This window comes from Anaerocolumna sedimenticola (genome assembly GCF_009931695.1).
GTDB lineage: Bacteria > Bacillota > Clostridia > Lachnospirales > Lachnospiraceae > Anaerocolumna > Anaerocolumna sedimenticola.
Genome location: NZ_CP048000.1, coordinates 2,796,800 through 2,815,577 on the forward strand (window position 1 = coordinate 2,796,800; position 18,778 = coordinate 2,815,577).

Below are 18,778 nucleotides of genomic sequence, written 5' to 3' on the forward strand. Positions count from 1 at the left end.
TAAAATAAAAAGCCCATAATTTCGACAATCGCCGAAATTATGGGCTTAGTGAAATGGAGGGTTACAATATGTCTGACACCACGATAAGAATTAAAAACTGCAATAACATCACGAGCGGTGAATTATCTATTTGCGCTAATAAGCTGAACATCTTGTTCGGGCGTAACGGAACTGGGAAATCAACAATTGCGCGGGCTATTTCACTTGCTTCTCAAGGCAAACAATTGACTGAACTTGCGCCATACGGAGTTAACAACGAAGATACTTCACCGCAGGTAGATGGAGTTCCTATTGGAAACATATCAATCTTCGATGATGATTATGTTCGCCAGTATGTTTACCAGCCTGACACTCTTATCAAAGATACATTTGAAGTTCTAATTCGCTCCAAAGAATACGATATAGCCAAAAGGAATATTGACGATGCCTTATCAAAAATAAAGACAACTATAACCGGTCGCCAAGAAATCATTAATCTGCAAAGTCAAATCGGAGTATTGATAGACACGATAAAGATTACCAGCGGCAACAAAATTGCCAAAAGAGGCGGTGCTAAAGGCCTTCTTGAAGGAAGGGGAGCTTACTTCAACCCTCCGGAAGAACTAAGTGAATTGAAGCCTTTCTTTGAAGAAAACACAGTGTCAAAATGGGCGGCATGGCGCTTGCAAGGATATGAACAGTTTGGAAATAAAGGACGCTGCCCTTACTGTTCAACTGGGGACTCAGAAAAGACGGTTAGTATGAATAAGGTGTTTACGGATAGCTTTGATAAAGCAAGCGTTGAAACAGCAGCAGCAATACTAAAGGCACTGGAGGCACTAAAGCCTTATTTAAGCGACGAGAAGATTGCTGAATTAGTATCATTATTTGGTGTAAAAGAAGATTTGGAAGTCCTCGAAACACAGTTAACTAAAATACGAGCGGAAGCATATTATCTTCATGAGAAATTAACGGTGATAGTATCCTTTAATGGATCATCTGTAGATAGGGATAATATTGCAGATTTGGAATCTAAGCTAAAAGAAATGAAAGTTGATTTTCGGGCTATTGATTCATATTTTGTTTCGGAATTGACAAAGACAGAAATGAATGCTGTAAATGCTGAAATTGATAGTCTTTTAGATAAGGTTGGAGTACTTAAAGGTGAAATTGGAAAGTACAACAAATATATTCAGAACAAAATAAAAGATAGGAAACAGGATATTAATGAATTCCTGAACATAGCTGGATTTAAGTATACATTTGATGTAGTGGTCAATGGCGAAAATGATGCAAAAGCAATACTGAAATTTATTATGCCTGATGGAAACCCAGGTGATGTGCAATCGCCTGGAAAACACCTTAGCTGGGGGGAAAAGCACGCTTTCGCATTAATTCTGTTTATGTTTGATGCTATCAGTCGAAATGCTGAGCTTGTAATACTTGACGATCCGATATCTTCATTCGATAGTAACAAAAAATATGCTATCATTAATAGATTGTTTAAAACACGTGATAAAGCAAACAGCCTTTACCAGAGGACTGTCTTAATGCTAACACATGACTTTGAGCCAGTTATTGATTATATCCAAGTTGGATCTGGCCGACAAGACCCGTCTGCGGTTTGCGCGATGTATTTAGAAAATATAAATGGGCAATTGCATTGTACTTCTATCAGAAAGAATTATGACCTTATGTCCTCAGTGGTTTTACTGAAAGAGCTGGCGTTAGATGAAAATATTGATATTGCTGCCAGAATCGGTTGCCTAAGAAAATTCATTGAGCACCAAAACAGAAATCCAAGGGAGGAGTCGGAGGCTTATAATATACTTTCCAGTTTGATACATGGGCGCAGCAAACCAACCTATGATACAGAAGGAAATGATAATTTGAGCGACGATGAAATAGCAAATGGAATCGAAGTGATTAAATCATATATACCCGACTTTGATTATGACTATGTTCTTTCACAATGCACACCGCAATGCCTGATGGAAAGGTATTCAAATGAGCAATCTGCATATATAAAAATGCTCATCCTCCGTGCATATACAGAGCAAGACGGAGAAGCCCGAGAACGTCTTCGTCAAACAAATGACGTTCTAAGAAAATACGTTGATGAGACCTATCACATAGAAAATGATTATCTTTATTCGCTCGATGTTCGATGTTTCAATATCGTTCCTGAACATTACATATCTGATGCAGAACAATTTGTTGCAAATGAAATAGCTCGTTTTGATTTTGAAGAAAGCGATTATTATACTTACGAAATGGTGGCTGTAGATAAGGCAGTCAGTAATTTATAATTGAAATATCGAGATAGTTGACTTGTTTCCGAGAACGGATTAAAGTATATAAAATACTGTGGACATATTTCCACGAACGGAAAATACCCCAAAAACCACTATCGACCTATTCCCACGAACGGGCAAAACGAAAAATACAGACCAGACATCAAGGTGAGCCTATCGCCCCACGTTGAAACAGTTTGCTTAATGTCGAAATAAGAGAGTACTGAAAAAGCTGAAAAACTGAGTTTGATAGTTGATGTAATATAAAATTTAAAAATTCGACTTACTTTGCCCTTTGATATGTGTTTGTGGGAACATGAAGGGGATTTTTGTGGGAAAAAATATGTTGATTGTGTTAATAAGGATTTAAAGATAGAAGATTGTAGAAAATTAGAATAAAATTTTGCAATATTGAAAATACTGGTATATAATAAAGTTAAATTATTACATTTCTGATATGTTTTATCATGTCAAGACCCTGGTATATAGAATAAAAATGCTATCTAAAATGAGGTGATATTTTTGCGCTCAAATAATAATGATTTATTCATACGTCATATTTCAACCCATTCTGTACGTTCAGCTGAAGATCGTGCAGCAGTTTCAACTTTAGAAACATTTCTGACTTCAGGTGGGAAAATTAATACTAACTTTTCTAGTGATGATAAGTGGCCAAATCATGATGGTACATTTGAGTTTGTCTCAAACCCTGAAATATCTAGATGTCCGGAACAAAACTTTATAGTTCAGATAAAAGGAACACATAATTATAGCGAAACTGATAGAATAATTTCATATAGCTTAAAAAGCTTGGCGTTTCCGGCTTTTATAGCTAGTGAAGTAACTGCAGATCCAGGGATTTTATTTATCGTTCTTAACCCAGATGTTAGAGGCGATACGAGTGGTCCATACAACATGTATGCAAGATATTATTTTCCAGAGTTACTCAGCAACGTTGCAATTGAACGTAAAAATCCTGCAAAAATAATATAACTTTTGGCTATCCAAACAGGTAAAAACATTGGTTGCACTTGTCCATATTGTAATTCTCAGAATCCAGCCAATCTTGTAGGTGATGGATTAACTAGAAAACATTTTCTTTTTAGAAGAAATAAAGAAATTGAAGAATTACGAAATCTTGATTCTACGTTAGAACGTGTCGAATATATGGAAACTAGAATTAAGAATGCCATTGTACACTATAAAAGTTTGAAGCCGATTTTTAAAGGTTTGGTTAGATGTTTTACAAAAATTAAAACAAGATTGGGTGAGATAGAATGCTAGATGTTGATTTAGTTAATAATATAAATCATTATTTGGAAATGAAAGGTATACGCTATTCAAATGAATTACGTATGGGAATTGGAATCCCTGACATTACTATAAATTTTGGGGCTAATCGTAGACTAAAGCCCTTAGATGATTATTTTCTAGTTTCAATTCTTGCGTATGTAAATGATAGACGAATGGTTACATTTACTGAGATTCAAGAAACTTTTCTACTTGGACTAGAAAAGGTAAAGCAATATGTTTCTACTTTAGTAAATCTTAGTATAGTTATAATAAAAACACCTTGGTTAAAATTGTGAAAAATATTATGTCTATTAACTTGGGTATAACTATTTCTATAGAAGCAAAACTGAAGGATTGGATAGGCGCATGTTTACAGGCCCAAAGATATCTTTGTTTTTCTGATTATTCATATGTAGCTTTGCCAAGTGAAACAATTAAAAATGTAAATTTGAGTATCCTTCAGGAATCAGGGATTGGATTGCTTTCCGTCCATGGTAAAAAGGTCGAAGAAATTTTACCTGCTAAGAAATCTATCTCTTGTGATTATGGATTAAAATATATTTGCAAAAGTTATTGAGAAGAATTTAAATATAGAAAAAAGGCACTTAAGACCAAATGTTTTTACATCCCATATTTTAACATGATATATAATGTCTATAAAATAGATTTTTTCTTTTACCACAGAAAATAGCAAAGGATTCCTGTTATTGAACTTGAGATTGAACCAGAGTATATAGATCAATCTTTATTTAAGAAGATTGAACAAATATGAAAAAGTAGATTGAGAAGAAGTAAAGTGGATTATAAAACCTAGAGATAATAAATTATTCAGAAAGGAAATTATAGTTAGATGGATAAAAATGTTAAGGAATTTGATGTAAACAGTTTAACAGAATTCATAGACTTAATTGATACTGAAAAATTAGATAATTATTATTATAGAGGTGAAAACACTAAATATAAAAAAATAATAAGTTCTTCTTTATTACGAGAATATAGTGATACTACCAAAGTAAACGTATTATATGGTTATAAAAAATTAATTAATCAATATTATTATGAAGTAGCAAATGAATTATCCGAAGTTGAAAAACGTCATTTTGTAATGGGAAACTTTAAAAAAACTGTTTAAGATTTGTTAAATAGATGTGGACATTTTGTTATGAGTCATATTTATGTATCCATTAATTCAATAGAAAACATATTACGAGTGACTGCTATTGTTGTCCTTGTTGAAACCACACTTTTTATGATTAATTGTTTATTGAAATATGGAATAAAATTTCTTTGTAAAGAAGATATAGATGACTATTGGAACAAGTTACTTGGATTTATGTAAAGAGACTTATTGTTTATTATAAAAGTGAAAAGTGAAAAACTTTAGAGATTTTGCCGCAAAGGGGGTACCAGCTTCAAATGGCATCTTTTTTGACCGTTCAAGGCATGTGGGGTGTGTGGTATTGATAACAAGGAAATAAAGTTAAATATTGTAAAGATGATAGTGAGGAAATCATATGATAAGAGAAATGAAGGCAATAGATTGGGATGCCATGATGGAAATCTATATGCAGAGCCTGGAAAAAGGAACGGTAACCTTTCAAACGGAGTGTCCGACCTATGAGGAATGGGATGCGGCGCATTGTAAGGAATGTAGATATGTATATGAATTAGATGGTAAGGTAGTGGGATACACCATGATAGCACCAACTTCTAAGCGGGAGGCTTACAGAGGAGTAGTTGAGCTTAGTATCTTTGTAGATGAAAAGTATTTGCGTCAGGGTATTGGAAGACAAATGCTTACAAAACTTTGTGTGGAGACAGAAAAAAGAGGATACTGGACACTCTACTCTGCAATTTTTTCAGTAAACGAAGCAAGTATAGAATTGCATAAAAGGTGTGGCTTCCGTGTGATTGGCTATAGGGATAGAATAGCAAAAGATAGATTCGGTAAATGGCAGAATACTACAATCATGGAGAGACGAAAAGAGGAGAGTGAATAAAAAAAGGTAGGATCCTTTCAATGGATACTGTAAAGAATTAGTTGGAAAGTTGTAACGTAAAGTATTCAGAAGGCAGCTACTTTTGAAGGTTTTATTGCTTATAATTTACTTGAATTGCAAAGCAAAAGAGTTGTCAAAACACTGAAAAAAGCGGTCTGACTAGGCGACTGTTTCTAAAATATACCTTTCCGCCAAGGGGGTATCAGGTTAGCGCGTCATCTTTTTTACGTACTCAAGGCATGTGGAAACAGTTTGCTTATTTGAGTGATGAAAATCCTGCTATACAATATTGTACAAAGTCGGAACTGCTTAGAGAACCGGCTGCTAATGAAAAAGTTTTTAAATGGATAAATACATTTCTGCCTGAAAGAACCACCAGGTCCTGCCGTCATCATTATTGTCGCTTCAAGGCATGTGGAGTGCTATGTTAGGATTGAACGGGTGAAATGCATATGAATAGTGGGATGCAGATGATCCGTAAAGCAGATAATTTAGTGCGACCCTTGAGCAGATAATAAGAATATTTAAAATATTGAGCTTCAAGAAAGGGGGTTCACATTATGGCTAAAAACGATAATATGCTGGCAATTCTGTGGATGCTGAATTCAGGCGTAAAAATGACTGCAAAACAAATATCCCAAAAATTAGAAATAAATATAAGGACGGTTTATCGGCATATTGATGCACTATGTGCCAGTGGAGTTCCTATAATATCCGACCCAGGTCATAATGGCGGGTATAGCCTGCTGAATAATTTTATCAGAGCACCTCTGCTATTTGATATGGAAGAAAAAAAGGCACTCCTGCATGCTGCTGTTTTTGCAAAAGAAGCTGGATACCCTTTGAGTGAGGCATTAGGCAATGCGACATCAAAGTTGAAAATGTATTCGAATCAGGAACAGGAAAGTATACTTAACCATCATTTAGCCGGATTTGAAGTTATAAACCGCATGGTAAACCCTTCCATTCAGACGATATTGGCGGAATTGGAGCAGGCTATAGAAAAGGAATTCTCTGTAGAAATTGATTATCGCACAAGCCGTGAAGAGCAACCAAAGAATAGGATGATAGACCCCTATGGAATGGTTTACTGGAACAACAAATGGTATACTGTTGCATTTTGCCACCTAAGGAATGAAATACGAAGCTTTCGGGTAGATCGGATTTTACGAATCAAGTGTACTCAAATAATATTTAAGCGTCCCGAAGCGTTTTCGACCCGTGAATTTTTTATGAAAAACCTGTTACCTGATTTAGTGGGTAAGGAGGGGTTAATTTCTTTAATTATCGAAGGCAGGTCAGAGACGCTTAATGAACTATGCATGCATTGGTTTTTAGGACATCATCTGAAAGAGCGAACATCTAATCAAGCCATCTTTTTATTTGAGGAAAAATCAATACATATTTATGTTCCTTATTTTCTCCTATCCTATGGTAAATCCATTCAAATAATCGAACCACAGAGTGTGAAAGAAAGACTTGTTGCTATTGCATCGGAGTTAATGGAATATTATCAACATTAATAGCTTCACTGACAGCAGATGTCAGTGAAGTTGTTTTATAATGAGGGTAGTCACTGAGTACTGATGGTCGGTATTCCTTGATGAATAAAATAAGGAGAAATTGCAAAATGAATAATACAGTATATCTTTATGTGTTTGACACAATGTCAGACTGGGAAATAGGTTACTTAACTGCCGAGCTGAACTCGGGAAGATATTATAAAAAGGGACTTGACCCATCAAAAATAGTGACTGTTGGAATTGAAAAGACGCCTGTAACAACAATGGGTGGATTGAAAATACTGCCTGACATCAAACTGGATGAGTGTTTTATTGAAAGCACAGATGCATTGATTTTACCTGGTGGAGATACATGGACAGAAACAATGCACCAACCCATCTTAAAAATCGCCCAGAGGTGTTTAAAGGAAGGCATATTGGTTGCAGCGATTTGTGGTGCTACAATGGGACTTGCTCAGACAGGCTTATTGAATGCACATTGGCATACAAGCAATGATCTGGAATACCTTAAAATGATCTGTCCCACTTACACGGGCGAAAAATATTACAAAATGGAGTCGGTAGTAACTGATGGAAAATTGATCACTGCATCTGGAATAGCTCCGTTGGAATTTTCTGTACACGTCTTGAAATCTCTGGGTGTGTTTTCTTCAAAAACATTAGATGCCTGGTATAGTCTTAATAAGACTCATGAATCCAAATATTTTTTTGAGTTGATGAGTTCAATCCAATAAAGATATAAGCATAAAATTGATATGTTATGATCATTTAAAGGAAGAGTAAAAATGACTAAAAGCATAAAATATATGGGAGTGTCAGGTAAATATTAAAGAATGGAACACCCTAAGGATTTACATCTATTACCCCATTTATAACAGTGAAGAATCCTTCTGAAGAAATAAAGTTCTATAAAACTGTTTTCAATGCAAGGGTTAAGGATATTACTGAATATCCTGATGGAAATGGCAACAAAATAATTGTTCATGCAGAATTAGATTTTGGAAATGGTTTTTTGCAACTGGGAGCAGCGAATCCGGCATATAAATTAGCCTTGCCGCCAGATGAGGATATTGGATCCTTTTGGAGTAAGATGGTCTATTATGACTAGGATTGAGGATTTTGTCAGAAGAAGAAAGTAGTCGCAGGGTTGCTGAATGGCCAAAAGCTTTAGTGGAGAATAAATACAATAAATGTTTCAGTAAAAAATGTTAAAAGTGACAATTTGCTGATATGATGTAATAGAAATGCTAGTGCCAAATAGTTGACGGGAATAGAAACTTCAAAATTTTGAGGTTGAAAAAGCGATCATTTGAAAATATACCCTGCCGCCAAGGGGCTACCAGCTTCATGCGTCATCATTATCACAGCTACAAGGCATGTGGAGACAGTAATATTAATGTCAAGGGTGGCGAAGTAGAGAAGTCAAAAAGACTGGAAATATAGGGTTTCCAAGCAATTGGAATTTTTACTGGTAAGTAGGAGTAGAAGTTCCGGTGCTAGGAAACCCTTATTTTTTTCCATATTACACCTATTCATCTTCTAAATGACGATTACAGCGTGTGACTATAGCAATAAAAAATAATGCAATACCTGAACAAACCATAATCCACTGAAGTGGGACAACATCTGCTAATGGTCCGAAAATCGCCATGCCAATAGGTAAAAAACCTGAGTACATCGAACCAAGCAAACCAAATATGCGTCCTTGCATAGAAACTTCAGTTTTCTCTTGAAGCAGCGTCGTAATAGAAGTCTGAACGATAGTCATTGCTATGCCATAGAATAACATTAGAGTAAGATATAACATAAAGTTAGTGGCAATCCCCATACCAATGGTAAATGCACCAAAGGCAGCAAGACTTAAGAATAAAGTCTTGACACGACTATTGAAACCGCACCATGTACTCATTACAAGACCGCCTGCCATCATTCCTGCAAATCCTACTAACTCTACTACGGTTAGATACCAATATGTATTACCGTAGACACGACGCACAAAAAGCCCTGCAAGGAAGCCAGCCGGAACAGCTAAAAAAGTAAATGATCCATACACAATTAGAAGCTTTCCAATCACTTTATCTGAAAAAGCATATCTAACACCCAATTTCATATCTGTAAAGACAGATGTTGTTTCCATGATAATAGTTTGCTTCGGGAGCAAGACAAAAGATAGAATACCTATACCAATAACTGCCGTAAAAATATCCACCATCATTGTAGAGCGCAGTGTGCTAATAGAAAAAATAGCTCCAGCAGCGGCGGGAGCTGCAAACTGGACAATGGATTGCATGGTAGCGTTGATACCGTTGTAACGCATTAGTTGTTCTTTAGGCACAAGCTGTGGTATAACAGCGTTAACCGCTGGGGTTTGAACACCTGCACCAAGAGAACGAATAATCGACAGTATAAGCAATCCAATTAACAAAGCTGGTTTAGAGGTTATGTAGGGCATTGCCAATATCATTACCAGCGTTACAGCAGCAATCGCCGCATCTGCACCAATAATCAATTTTTTACGGTTATATCGATCCGCCCACACTCCGCCGACAAAAGAAATAAGAAACTGAGGCAGATAAGAACAAATAGTAAATGCGGCCACCCATGTACCAGATGATGTTTGCATAGTTACATACCATACAATTGCCATTTGAACTAGAGTAGAACCAAACAGCGTGATACATTGGCTGATAAAAAAAAGGATTGTCCGTTTTTTCCAATCAGACTGTAGTTCCTTATACATTTAAGTTATCCTCCTATTTATATGGAGAAAGCACGAAACGTTGTGTTGGATAACCAAATTCAACAAGAAGCTCTCTTTCTGCAAACCCAAGCTGTTTTAGCTCTTCACGGTAGCCGGTGTCAGCTTTATCATACTCACGGAAGGTTGTCGTACTAACTTCCCTCTCAGGAAGAAAATCTTCCATCAATCTATCCAAAAAGACCTTTTGAATCCCGCAACCCCGATACTGTGGGTGTACTCCCATAAACTCAATGCTGCCTGTATCATAGGAAAATACCATGATACCAATAACGATATCTATGTCTTTTAAAATCAGTGCCTGTTTTTCCTTAATACTGTCATTTAATTTTTGAAGATACTCTGCTTCATCAAGATGGGGATATCCATCAATCACCAAGCGTACAAGCTCCATCCATTCAGGAATGTCACTCTTTTCGGCAAAACGAATGTCATTTTTTTTAAACTCCATAGCAGTCACCTTTCTGTGTAGAGAAAACCGCAATTGCAAGGGATAAAATTCTCTCTGCTCTCTATATTCCGCAGGAGGTATCTTATACATAGATTTAAAAACCGTAGTAAACGCCTGCTGGCTTTCATAGCCACAGATAAAAGCAATCTCAATTATGGGCTTCTCGGAAAATACTAATAATTTTGCCGCTTCGGTAAGCTGCCGTCGCACCACATAATCATGGATTGTCATTCCCACCGTACCATTAAATATTCGGTGTAAATGGTATTTGGAATAGTGAACGGCTGTTGCTACGATATCAAGCTCCAGTTTACCGTCAAGATGATTTTCGATAAAGTCAATGACTGTTTCAATGCTTATAATCATTTGGTTTTCCATTTTCGCTTCCTCCTTTCAGTTAATAGGATAGCAGAATTGCCAACCCTTGTTTTAATAATTCTTGCTGTGTGTAATTAAAATTATTATAAATATTCATTAGAGCAATTAGTTATTTTCCATTTTTCGCCCATCAACAAGCTTTTCTGCATCTTTTGATATTAGCCGCATACGGCTTGAGCAACAAAGATAGACCTACTGGAAGTCAGCCCGTTTTCGCGTTAGATGATATTTCAATCCCTATCCGTCCTCATTACAAGGTCGGCATTCGCTTATTCCAGCGTTCCTTACCCGCGTTTCTATCGGATTTCCTTGCGGTCAGCTTCCCGGTTTCAGAGAGAGTGCGGGCTTACCACGTTCCGCGTAATCAACAGTGTAGGTTAGGTGCCGCCTATTTGCCGAAAGTCATATTTGTCGATGTGTCCCCATCCGTACAGGGGAACATCCGACTGCATACCTTTTGTTCAGGCTTATCAGTAACTTTAGCCTGTATCCCTCTAGCATAGGCAAAGGGGTTATAGTGATGGATTTCTTGAAATTGACGGTGTTTAATATTTTCAGCTTATACCCATTGCGAAGCAGCATTTTACCGCACTCAACCACAATGCAGCCCTTCGGATCAGTAACGACTTAGGAGCTGTGGCATTACATGAGATTGGGTTTTAGCCAAAACCTTGTTTTACCGGAGCCGGAGCAGCCTACAATCAGCACATTTTTATTCCGTGCATTCTTGGGTTTTTTAGGGCGGCTGGACATCGTAAGTTTTCAGTTTGGGTGAGAATGACATTGTTTTAAAATACAGGGTCTTGAAAAGGCTCTATATCCTTTGTACCTCCCCATGATGCGTTTTGTCAACTGTAGATATTATTGTATTGACGAAATTTTATTAAAGACACTTTTACAACGTCCATCACGGCGATTTTAATAGCGGTTGCTTTCATTCGTTTGAAGTTTCTTGTTTACGCTCAAAGGCTGTTTTTTTCATTATGAAAGTCTAAAAATAACAGTAATAGAATGTATAAAAAAGAGAATTATTTACCATATTATTAAAAAAGCTTAAGAAAGGTTTATATTATGAATGACGATACTATAAAACTCTTAAAAGAATGTAATGCTGGATGTAAATCAGCAACCAATAGCATGGAACAGGTGCAACCATATATTAACAATGAAGCCCTAAAGAATCTGATTGATGAATACAATGATAAACATATAAAACTAGGGGATGAATGCCATCAGATGCTAAATGAACTTAATCAAGAAGAAAAAGATCCAAAACCAATGGCAAAAGCATTTTCATGGATTAGTACAGAAATAAAATTAATGATGAATGATAATTCACATAAGATAGCAGATTTAATGATAGATGGTTGTAACATGGGTATAAAATCAGTCAGTGAATATATTAATAAATATAAGACTGCTTCCAATGAAAGTATGGATTTAGCGAAGAGGCTTGTTAAGATAGAGCAGGAATTTATGGATAAGCTACTTATATATTTATAAAATATTCGCTATAATGAAATGCATATATTTGTTTTGTATTATAATTTCCATATAAATAAAATATAGGTCATTGAGGTTACTATGGACTCACTTATTTTTAGGGAAAAGAGCATGTCAATTTTTAATTCAACATTTACCAAACAGCATTAAACTTTTATGGTAGTTGGTTAGCCCATGAAGGGCTAACAATTTTTCACTCTCTGAATAGAATAAAGGTGAAAACATAAAAGAGGTTTGGAAAGTGAGAGAACTTAATCCTCAAAAAATATTTGTACAATATCGGGATATAATGAAACCATATGAACCTATTATAGACAGAAAATATACGATTACACATTCGGATATAACTGCGGAACTATTTGTATTTGTGGCCCAAAATTATGCTGAAGATCAAATTACAAGAATGCGTGACGAGGTAAGGGTTGCCTGGGAACAAAACAGAAAAGGACTTGCATTAATAGGTTCGGTGGTTGTGGATGGTAACGGTGTAATAGGAGATGCTTATATTAGAAATAATATATTCTATAAAGAAATGCCTACAGCACTTCAAGCCTTACACCAAGCTGACAGATTCTTGTTTGCCAAAAACCTTAATCTTGACAATACACCGGTATTCATTCACTTTATCTCAAGCAATTCTATATATGACAAGACGTATGATTTTGGAATTATTGGCACATATAAGTAATTAGCAAGGGGTGAGACACTGGACAAGGCGAATTTCTCCTAGCAAAGCAGCAGTATTCTGATATTACAGGCAGGCATCCGGACAATAATGTGATAGCTTATCAGATACGACAGTCCCTTAAGCCGGGGATTGAGCATGCTGTTAACTTGATTAAGGGTGGTACAATTGGATTATTACATAATGTTACTATGGAGGAAATCAAAATGGCAAACGAAACAATGCGTATCTTTTTCCCTCTGAAGATTTTCAGCTATCCTCAGTAATGTTGCATACTTCTATTGATTTTATATTGTACTGTGCTTTAACCAAATAAACACCTGCCATGATAATTATAATCCCTATAACTTCTATCGCGGATAAGTTCTCAGAGAAAATAAAGAACGAGTAGATAGATGCTATTGCTGGCTGAGATAAGCAAATAACTGAAGATAAATTAACTGTTACTTTTCCCTGACAATGAGCTAGCAGATTATGCCCTATAACCTGCAGAAAGAGAGTCAGCCCTAAGAGAGGCCAGAGCTGGCTCGCTCCATGTGGTACCTGAAGCCCTTCTACCAGACTTGCTGTGATTAGTAGTGTAATCACGCTTCCGAAGCCGCTGACAAACATAATGACACTACTGCTGATTCTGTTTCGTAAACGGTAGGATATCAACAGAAATCCAGCATAAAAAAGTGATCCGCATAGTGCTAGAAAATCTCCAAAAAAGCTTGAACCGTTTGTATCAGTTTTTCCTGTAATCAAAATAAATACACCAGCTATCGTTATAGCCGCACCAGCTAAAAAGAATTTTGGTATTCGTTCTTTGAAAATCAAATAGGAAAAAGGTATAACGGTAAATGTAGTCAAATTGGTTAGTAGATTCGCATTTGCCACAGAGGTATAATGAAAGGATAAATTCCAGAGTGAAATATCTCCGGCAAGAAATATACCGGCTAAGAGCAAGATCATTGTGTCCCTCTTACTAAGCTGTTTCAAATGTTTGTAAGCTATAGGAAAAAGCAGCGGTAGGGAAAACAACACTCGGTAAAAGCCGGTATTGATTGGGGATAGTGCGCTGATTTTTACCAGAATGCCTCCTGTAGCCAGAAAGGCTATTGCCAGAAGTTCAAGTATAATATATCTTGTTTCATTATTCCTTACTGTATTCATAGAATATCTTCCTTTCGATATTTCGCTTAAGCGGTATATATGATATAATACAAACAATATGGCACCAAGGAAAGAGCCTCGAAAAGAAAAAATGATGGTGCCACTCGAAGGGGGATTGAGTATGATATTTATAAATAAAGAAAGCAAAGAACCGCTATATATGCAAATCTATCTGCAAATTAAAGATGAGATTTTAAATGGTATAATAAAAGAGGGCGACGTATTGGCTGGAAGCAGAAGTATGGCAAAAACATTAGGAGTAAGTCGTAATACGGTGGACAATGCATACAGTCAGCTGTTAATGGAGGGATATATAACACCGGAGCGTGGAATTGGTTATAACGTTTTGGAAGTTCCTGCGCTTCCAAAAAGCTTTAGACCACAGTTCATGGAGACTCCTCCAAAACCCAAAATTGATAATGATGATTCGCAACATGTGGTTTATGATTTGACTAACAGCAGCCATACGAGCGATCTTTTTCCCAAGAAACTATGGAGAAAGTATGCGCTGGAATGTCTAGACAGGTTGGAACAAGAAGAAAGATTATCAATACATCTCGATAAGCAAGGTGAACTGTATTTGCGAAGCAATTTACGTGTCTATCTTGGACGGATAAGAGGTGTTAGCTGCTCTGTGGAGCAGATTTTAATTACCAGTGGCATACAGCAATCCTTGGATATTATATGCAAATTGTTGCCGCAAACAAGACCTATGATTTTTATGGAGGAGCCGGGTTATAATAAAGCGGCCGCGGTATTCTTAAATGCAGGGCTGATTGTCCAGACATTTCCGGTAGACGGCAACGGGTTGGTTGTATCAAAGCTTCCTGCATTGCGAACAGTAGGTGCAACTTATGTAACACCTTCTCATCAGTTCCCGACTGGTGCGATACTTCCCATTGGACGAAGATATGAATTGCTTAAATGGGCTGTGGAGAATGACTCGTATATTATTGAAGATGATTTTGATAGTGAGCAGCGGTATTACGCTAAACCAGTCCCTTCTTTGCAATCAATTGATACGGATGATCGTGTGATTTACCTTGGAACATTTTCGAAAGCTCTTTCGCCCTCCATAAGAATGGGATATATGATTTTACCCATGAAACTTATGAAAAGTTACCTTAATAAATTCCAATATTACAATAGCACGGCACCATTACTTAACCAATATATTATTGGAAAATTAATTGAAAATGGTCAATATGACCGTCACATCCGTCGATTGAATAAAGTATTCAAGAAAAGGCTTGAATGCTTTCAGGCTGAGTTTTTTAATGTTAATGATAAAATTAGAATTTCAAGTAATGGTACGGGACAGTATTTTCTATTACAGTTCTCTGAAAACGTAACTCAGGAAGTTCTGATAGAAGAAGCACTAAGGTATGGGGTAAAAGTATATTCTACGATGCAGTTCTGGCAGGATAAGGCCGAATGCCCCCCTAATACACTGTTTCTCGGTTTGAGTAAAATTGGTATTGATGATATTCCGGACTGTGTGATGCGGTTAAAAAAGGCTTGGGCAAAATGGCTGTAACTCGATGGATACAGAGTATGATTGATAATGTGTTTATGGAAACATATCGAGGGGATGTTTTTGAGGTTGGGTTGAGTAAACTCGAAGGGTCGTTTCAGACGTACGGGTAAATTTCCAGAGTATATCCGAAATAATCGAAAAATAGATTCTTTAATATGACATACTATTGTCTTATTAAGGGTGATATACTCATCATATTAACGTAATGGAGTAGTTAAGTTATTTAAGGGTGAGGTAAGATATAAGCAACTTATAAGTGCCACAGTGTATTTTGAGACTGGAAAGGGTTGTAAAATAAGTGTGAGTGAAACAGTTGGAAGGAGGTGGCTGTGCATAATGCTAATTAAATATAGTGATTAATATAAATTGAAACAAAAATGACTGATTATAAAGGTAGAATTCCAGTGATAAAGATACCTTAAGTGTATAGTGAAAATATTGAAAATCTATGTGAATGATTAAAAGCTAGTTCTGTGAGAAGAACAAAATTGAAGGGAGAATTATAAGATATGAATTGTAAGTTATTATTTCTTAAGGAACAGAAGTATATGGGAATTATGACAAAAATACTTTTCAAAGAGCATGATGAAATTGACTTCAGGAAGCTACATATAAATGTTATAAATTCTGATATTAAGAATCGTGATGTTAATGAAAGATTTATGGCTTTGGATTCTGATTTTCAACCTGATAGCTTTACCTATACCCCTTTAGTGCCCGTAACTTCATTTGAGGGAGAGGAGTATTACAGATATACAAGAATAGAAGGTGAGTATTACTGCTTTGAAGTTCATGTAAAGGAGTTGGGACCGAAATGGTTTCAAGAATGTAATGAATATATTGAACAAAACAACCTGAAAATCGATAGGTTATTTGATATGGAGTACTACGCCGAGGACTATCTGAGTAAAGTGAAATCAGAGGATTCTAACCTTCAGGATCAAAGGATTTGCGTGATTTTTAGAAAGGTGGATTAAACACTCTGTGTGGAGTAGTACAAATGAAGTCGTTATTCGAGTATACTTGAATGAGGAAGATGTCATTTTACTGTGGATAATTTTGTGGGTTGTGAGAATCTGGATGGAACAACGCTGCCATTGAACAAATAGTTTCCGCCAAGGAACCAGTGGGTCTTCACTACATCATTTTTGTCCTCTCGAGCCACGTTGAGACGGTAATAATGATGGCGAATTGTGGTTAGAAGGGCAAATAAAGTCAGTTAATCACATCACAGCTTAAGACGACTTGGAACGAATTACATTGACCTTTGCCAAATTCATAATGATTTGTACAAAAGCGAGCTGCACCTCTAAAGGGGTGCGGCTTTTTCAGTACTATTGAGATTAGAAAAGTCTCATGATGGGCTGAGAATTTCAGTTCCGCCGACTGAAATTGATAAAATGGGTAAATATGTAATTGTAGCGGTTTTGGAGCTAAAAATACTTATGCAGAAGTAAAAAAAGCACTTTAATTCTCCAGCTTTTTTGTTTTCGGGAAGGAGGAAATTATGTTAGTACGCTACAAGAAAAATAAGGAATCAGTCTGCTAAAATTCGGATATCCTTATGGCAATTGGTAGATACCGGCGGCCGAGCGACCATGCGGTTCATTCAAAAGCTGTTCATATGCCAAACTTTTAATAACGCATTGTGATTGTTTCAAAAATCGACTAAACAAAAAACCATGTCCGAAAATAGCCAGCTATTTACGAAAAATATGATATAATTAAGTTGAGAACAAATAAGGAGGTGAAAGTAATGCTGGAAAACAAAAGCGGACTATATGCGGCATTTATGGCGAAAGATGCGCGCTTTGATGGACGTTTCTTTGTAGGTGTATCGTCTACGGGAATATATTGTCGTCCAGTGTGCCGGGCAAAGCAGCCCAAATCTGAAAACTGTACTTTTTATCATACGGCAGCGGAAGCCGAACAAGCAGGATACCGCCCATGCCTTTTGTGTAGACCGGAACTTGCCCCTGGTTCTTCAATAGCTGATGCTACCGCTAATTTGGTTTACCGGGCAGCAAGAATGCTGGAAGAAAACTGCGGGAGTGGACATAGTTTAGACGAGCTTTCCGGAAGGCTTGGTTGCACTGACAGACATTTACGGCGTGTTTTTAAAGCGGAATACAATGTATCGCCGGTGCAATACCTGCAAACATGCAGATTGCTTCTTGCCAAGAATTTGCTTACAGATACTGACTTGCCGATACTTGAAGTTGCAATGGCTGCTGGTTTTGGAAGTCTGCGTCGATTCAACGATCTTTTCAAAAAGCATTATAATCTTTCTCCCACAGCATTGCGGAAACGTACTTTGGAGGAAAAAAAGCATAATAGTGATTTGACTTTGGCGTTAGGCTATCGCCTGCCTTATCCTTGGGAAGAAATGCAGCACTTCCTCGCCGGACGTGCAATTCCAGGGATTGAAATAGTAAAAGATAACACATATATGCGAACAGTACATTTAGTAACCGCAGATGGAAAGCATGTGTATGGTTGGGTGCGAGTAGGCCACAGACCGCAAAAGAATGCTTTGACCGTAACAGTGAGCGAAACTTTGATGCCTGTATTGCCACAAGTATTAGCACGGGTAAGACACCTGTTTGACTTGTATTGTGACCCGGATGCAGTGTATGAAACGCTCCGAGTAATGAACGACATACGTCCCGGCCTTTGTGTTTTGGGTACTCGCTTGCCGGGTTGCTTTAACGCTTTTGAGATGGCGGTGCGAGCAGTGCTTGGACAGCAAATCACCGTTAAGGCGGCAAGCACATTAGCCGCAAGAATTGTTGATACTTATGGTATGCCGATTCAAACAGGGATTGAGGGCTTAACCCATGTTTTCCCTTCACCCGAAGATATATTGGCTTTAGACGGTCCTATTGAAAATCATTTCGGTCCGTTAGGTGTTATTGCAGCACGTTCAAGAACGATTTATGAACTGGCAAGGGCAATTGTGCAAGGGGAAATTGATTTTGATTTCCCGGCCCAACCGGAAGAAGAAATAAAAAAGCTGATGACAATTCGAGGCATTGGCAGTTGGACGGCACAGTACATCGCCATGCGGGCTATGGAATGGCCGGATGCTTTTCTTGAAACGGACGTTGGTGTAAAAAAGGCGCTCCAGCCTTTCACATCAAAAGAGCTGCTGGAAATGTCGGAAGCGTGGCGGCCGTGGCGCAGTTACGCTACGATCAATCTTTGGAATACGCTATAAAGAGA

Annotated in this window: 16 protein-coding genes and 1 pseudogene; 13 read left to right on the top strand and 4 right to left on the bottom strand. The window is 37.1% G+C overall.

Annotated features, from left to right (window positions below; genetic code table 11):
- The first annotated feature begins 68 nt into the window (after positions 1-68).
- From Ana3638_RS12370 to Ana3638_RS12405, 8 genes are all read left to right on the top strand, one after another.
- The gene (locus Ana3638_RS12370) at positions 69-2,288 is read left to right on the top strand and encodes an AAA family ATPase (RefSeq protein ID WP_161838303.1); all 2,220 of its coding nucleotides are present in this window, start codon (positions 69-71) and stop codon (positions 2,286-2,288) included.
- A 507-nt stretch (positions 2,289-2,795) separates the two neighbouring features.
- Positions 2,796-3,266: a hypothetical protein gene (locus Ana3638_RS12375; protein ID WP_202621488.1), complete on the top strand. Its 471-nt coding sequence runs from the start codon at positions 2,796-2,798 to the stop codon at positions 3,264-3,266.
- A gap of 284 nt (positions 3,267-3,550) precedes the next feature.
- On the top strand, positions 3,551-3,862 hold the full coding sequence (locus tag Ana3638_RS12380; protein WP_161838304.1) for a hypothetical protein: 312 nt from the start codon (positions 3,551-3,553) through the stop codon (positions 3,860-3,862).
- Positions 3,859-4,143, top strand: coding sequence for a hypothetical protein (locus tag Ana3638_RS12385; RefSeq protein WP_161838305.1), 285 nt, complete (start codon positions 3,859-3,861; stop codon positions 4,141-4,143). The genes Ana3638_RS12380 and Ana3638_RS12385 overlap by 4 nt, the downstream gene beginning before the upstream one ends.
- A gap of 273 nt (positions 4,144-4,416) precedes the next feature.
- On the top strand, positions 4,417-4,698 hold the full coding sequence (locus Ana3638_RS12390; RefSeq protein WP_161838306.1) for a hypothetical protein: 282 nt from the start codon (positions 4,417-4,419) through the stop codon (positions 4,696-4,698).
- A gap of 382 nt (positions 4,699-5,080) precedes the next feature.
- A complete protein-coding gene (locus Ana3638_RS12395; RefSeq protein ID WP_246240174.1) occupies positions 5,081-5,566 on the top strand; it encodes a GNAT family N-acetyltransferase in 486 nt (161 codons plus the stop codon).
- A 560-nt stretch (positions 5,567-6,126) separates the two neighbouring features.
- Positions 6,127-7,089 carry a helix-turn-helix transcriptional regulator gene (locus Ana3638_RS12400; protein ID WP_161838307.1) on the top strand — a complete coding sequence of 321 codons (963 nt, stop codon included), beginning with the start codon at positions 6,127-6,129 and terminating at the stop codon, positions 7,087-7,089.
- Between the two features lie 107 nt (positions 7,090-7,196).
- Positions 7,197-7,823, top strand: coding sequence for a type 1 glutamine amidotransferase family protein (locus Ana3638_RS12405; protein ID WP_161838308.1), 627 nt, complete (start codon positions 7,197-7,199; stop codon positions 7,821-7,823).
- Between the two features lie 794 nt (positions 7,824-8,617).
- Here Ana3638_RS12405 and Ana3638_RS12415 read toward each other — a convergent pair.
- The 3 genes and pseudogenes from Ana3638_RS12415 to Ana3638_RS25180 all read right to left on the bottom strand — a co-directional run.
- Entirely contained in the window at positions 8,618-9,829 is a 1,212-nt protein-coding gene (locus tag Ana3638_RS12415; protein WP_161838309.1) for an MFS transporter, read from the bottom strand.
- A 13-nt stretch (positions 9,830-9,842) separates the two neighbouring features.
- Positions 9,843-10,676 carry a helix-turn-helix domain-containing protein gene (locus tag Ana3638_RS12420; protein ID WP_161838310.1) on the bottom strand — a complete coding sequence of 278 codons (834 nt, stop codon included), beginning with the start codon at positions 10,674-10,676 and terminating at the stop codon, positions 9,843-9,845.
- Positions 10,677-11,175: 499 nt separating this feature from the next.
- Positions 11,176-11,521, bottom strand: a pseudogene (locus Ana3638_RS25180) (type IV secretory system conjugative DNA transfer family protein); the annotation flags it as partial.
- Between the two features lie 226 nt (positions 11,522-11,747).
- Here Ana3638_RS25180 and Ana3638_RS12430 point away from each other — a divergent pair.
- Together Ana3638_RS12430 and Ana3638_RS12435 are read left to right on the top strand one after the other, a co-directional pair.
- Positions 11,748-12,179 carry a hypothetical protein gene (locus tag Ana3638_RS12430; protein ID WP_161838311.1) on the top strand — a complete coding sequence of 144 codons (432 nt, stop codon included), beginning with the start codon at positions 11,748-11,750 and terminating at the stop codon, positions 12,177-12,179.
- Positions 12,180-12,420: 241 nt separating this feature from the next.
- Positions 12,421-12,867, top strand: a complete 447-nt coding sequence (locus Ana3638_RS12435) for a staygreen family protein (protein WP_161838312.1) — start codon at positions 12,421-12,423, stop codon at positions 12,865-12,867.
- 246 nt (positions 12,868-13,113) lie between these two features.
- Here Ana3638_RS12435 and Ana3638_RS12440 read toward each other — a convergent pair whose 3' ends face one another.
- Positions 13,114-14,019 carry a DMT family transporter gene (locus tag Ana3638_RS12440; RefSeq protein ID WP_161838313.1) on the bottom strand — a complete coding sequence of 302 codons (906 nt, stop codon included), beginning with the start codon at positions 14,017-14,019 and terminating at the stop codon, positions 13,114-13,116.
- Positions 14,020-14,140: 121 nt separating this feature from the next.
- Here Ana3638_RS12440 and pdxR point away from each other — a divergent pair, with 121 nt between their 5' ends.
- From pdxR to Ana3638_RS12455, 3 genes are all read left to right on the top strand, one after another.
- Entirely contained in the window at positions 14,141-15,556 is a 1,416-nt protein-coding gene (pdxR, locus tag Ana3638_RS12445; protein WP_161838314.1) for a MocR-like pyridoxine biosynthesis transcription factor PdxR, read from the top strand.
- 509 nt (positions 15,557-16,065) lie between these two features.
- A complete protein-coding gene (locus Ana3638_RS12450; protein WP_161838315.1) occupies positions 16,066-16,533 on the top strand; it encodes a hypothetical protein in 468 nt (155 codons plus the stop codon).
- Positions 16,534-17,312: 779 nt separating this feature from the next.
- A complete protein-coding gene (locus Ana3638_RS12455; RefSeq protein ID WP_161838316.1) occupies positions 17,313-18,773 on the top strand; it encodes a DNA-3-methyladenine glycosylase 2 family protein in 1,461 nt (486 codons plus the stop codon).
- Positions 18,774-18,778 lie beyond the last annotated feature (5 nt).

Coding starts and splice junctions, on each gene's coding strand:
- Ana3638_RS12415 (WP_161838309.1), bottom strand. CDS start 9,829: ATGTATAAGGAACTACAGTCTGATTGGAAAAAACGGACAATCCTTTTT.
- Ana3638_RS12370 (WP_161838303.1), top strand. CDS start 69: ATGTCTGACACCACGATAAGAATTAAAAACTGCAATAACATCACGAGC.
- pdxR (WP_161838314.1), top strand. CDS start 14,141: ATGATATTTATAAATAAAGAAAGCAAAGAACCGCTATATATGCAAATC.
- Ana3638_RS12390 (WP_161838306.1), top strand. CDS start 4,417: ATGGATAAAAATGTTAAGGAATTTGATGTAAACAGTTTAACAGAATTC.
- Ana3638_RS12450 (WP_161838315.1), top strand. CDS start 16,066: ATGAATTGTAAGTTATTATTTCTTAAGGAACAGAAGTATATGGGAATT.
- Ana3638_RS12420 (WP_161838310.1), bottom strand. CDS start 10,676: ATGGAAAACCAAATGATTATAAGCATTGAAACAGTCATTGACTTTATC.
- Ana3638_RS12430 (WP_161838311.1), top strand. CDS start 11,748: ATGAATGACGATACTATAAAACTCTTAAAAGAATGTAATGCTGGATGT.
- Ana3638_RS12440 (WP_161838313.1), bottom strand. CDS start 14,019: ATGAATACAGTAAGGAATAATGAAACAAGATATATTATACTTGAACTT.
- Ana3638_RS12405 (WP_161838308.1), top strand. CDS start 7,197: ATGAATAATACAGTATATCTTTATGTGTTTGACACAATGTCAGACTGG.
- Ana3638_RS12455 (WP_161838316.1), top strand. CDS start 17,313: ATGCTGGAAAACAAAAGCGGACTATATGCGGCATTTATGGCGAAAGAT.
- Ana3638_RS12400 (WP_161838307.1), top strand. CDS start 6,127: ATGGCTAAAAACGATAATATGCTGGCAATTCTGTGGATGCTGAATTCA.
- Ana3638_RS12380 (WP_161838304.1), top strand. CDS start 3,551: ATGCTAGATGTTGATTTAGTTAATAATATAAATCATTATTTGGAAATG.
- Ana3638_RS12395 (WP_246240174.1), top strand. CDS start 5,081: ATGATAAGAGAAATGAAGGCAATAGATTGGGATGCCATGATGGAAATC.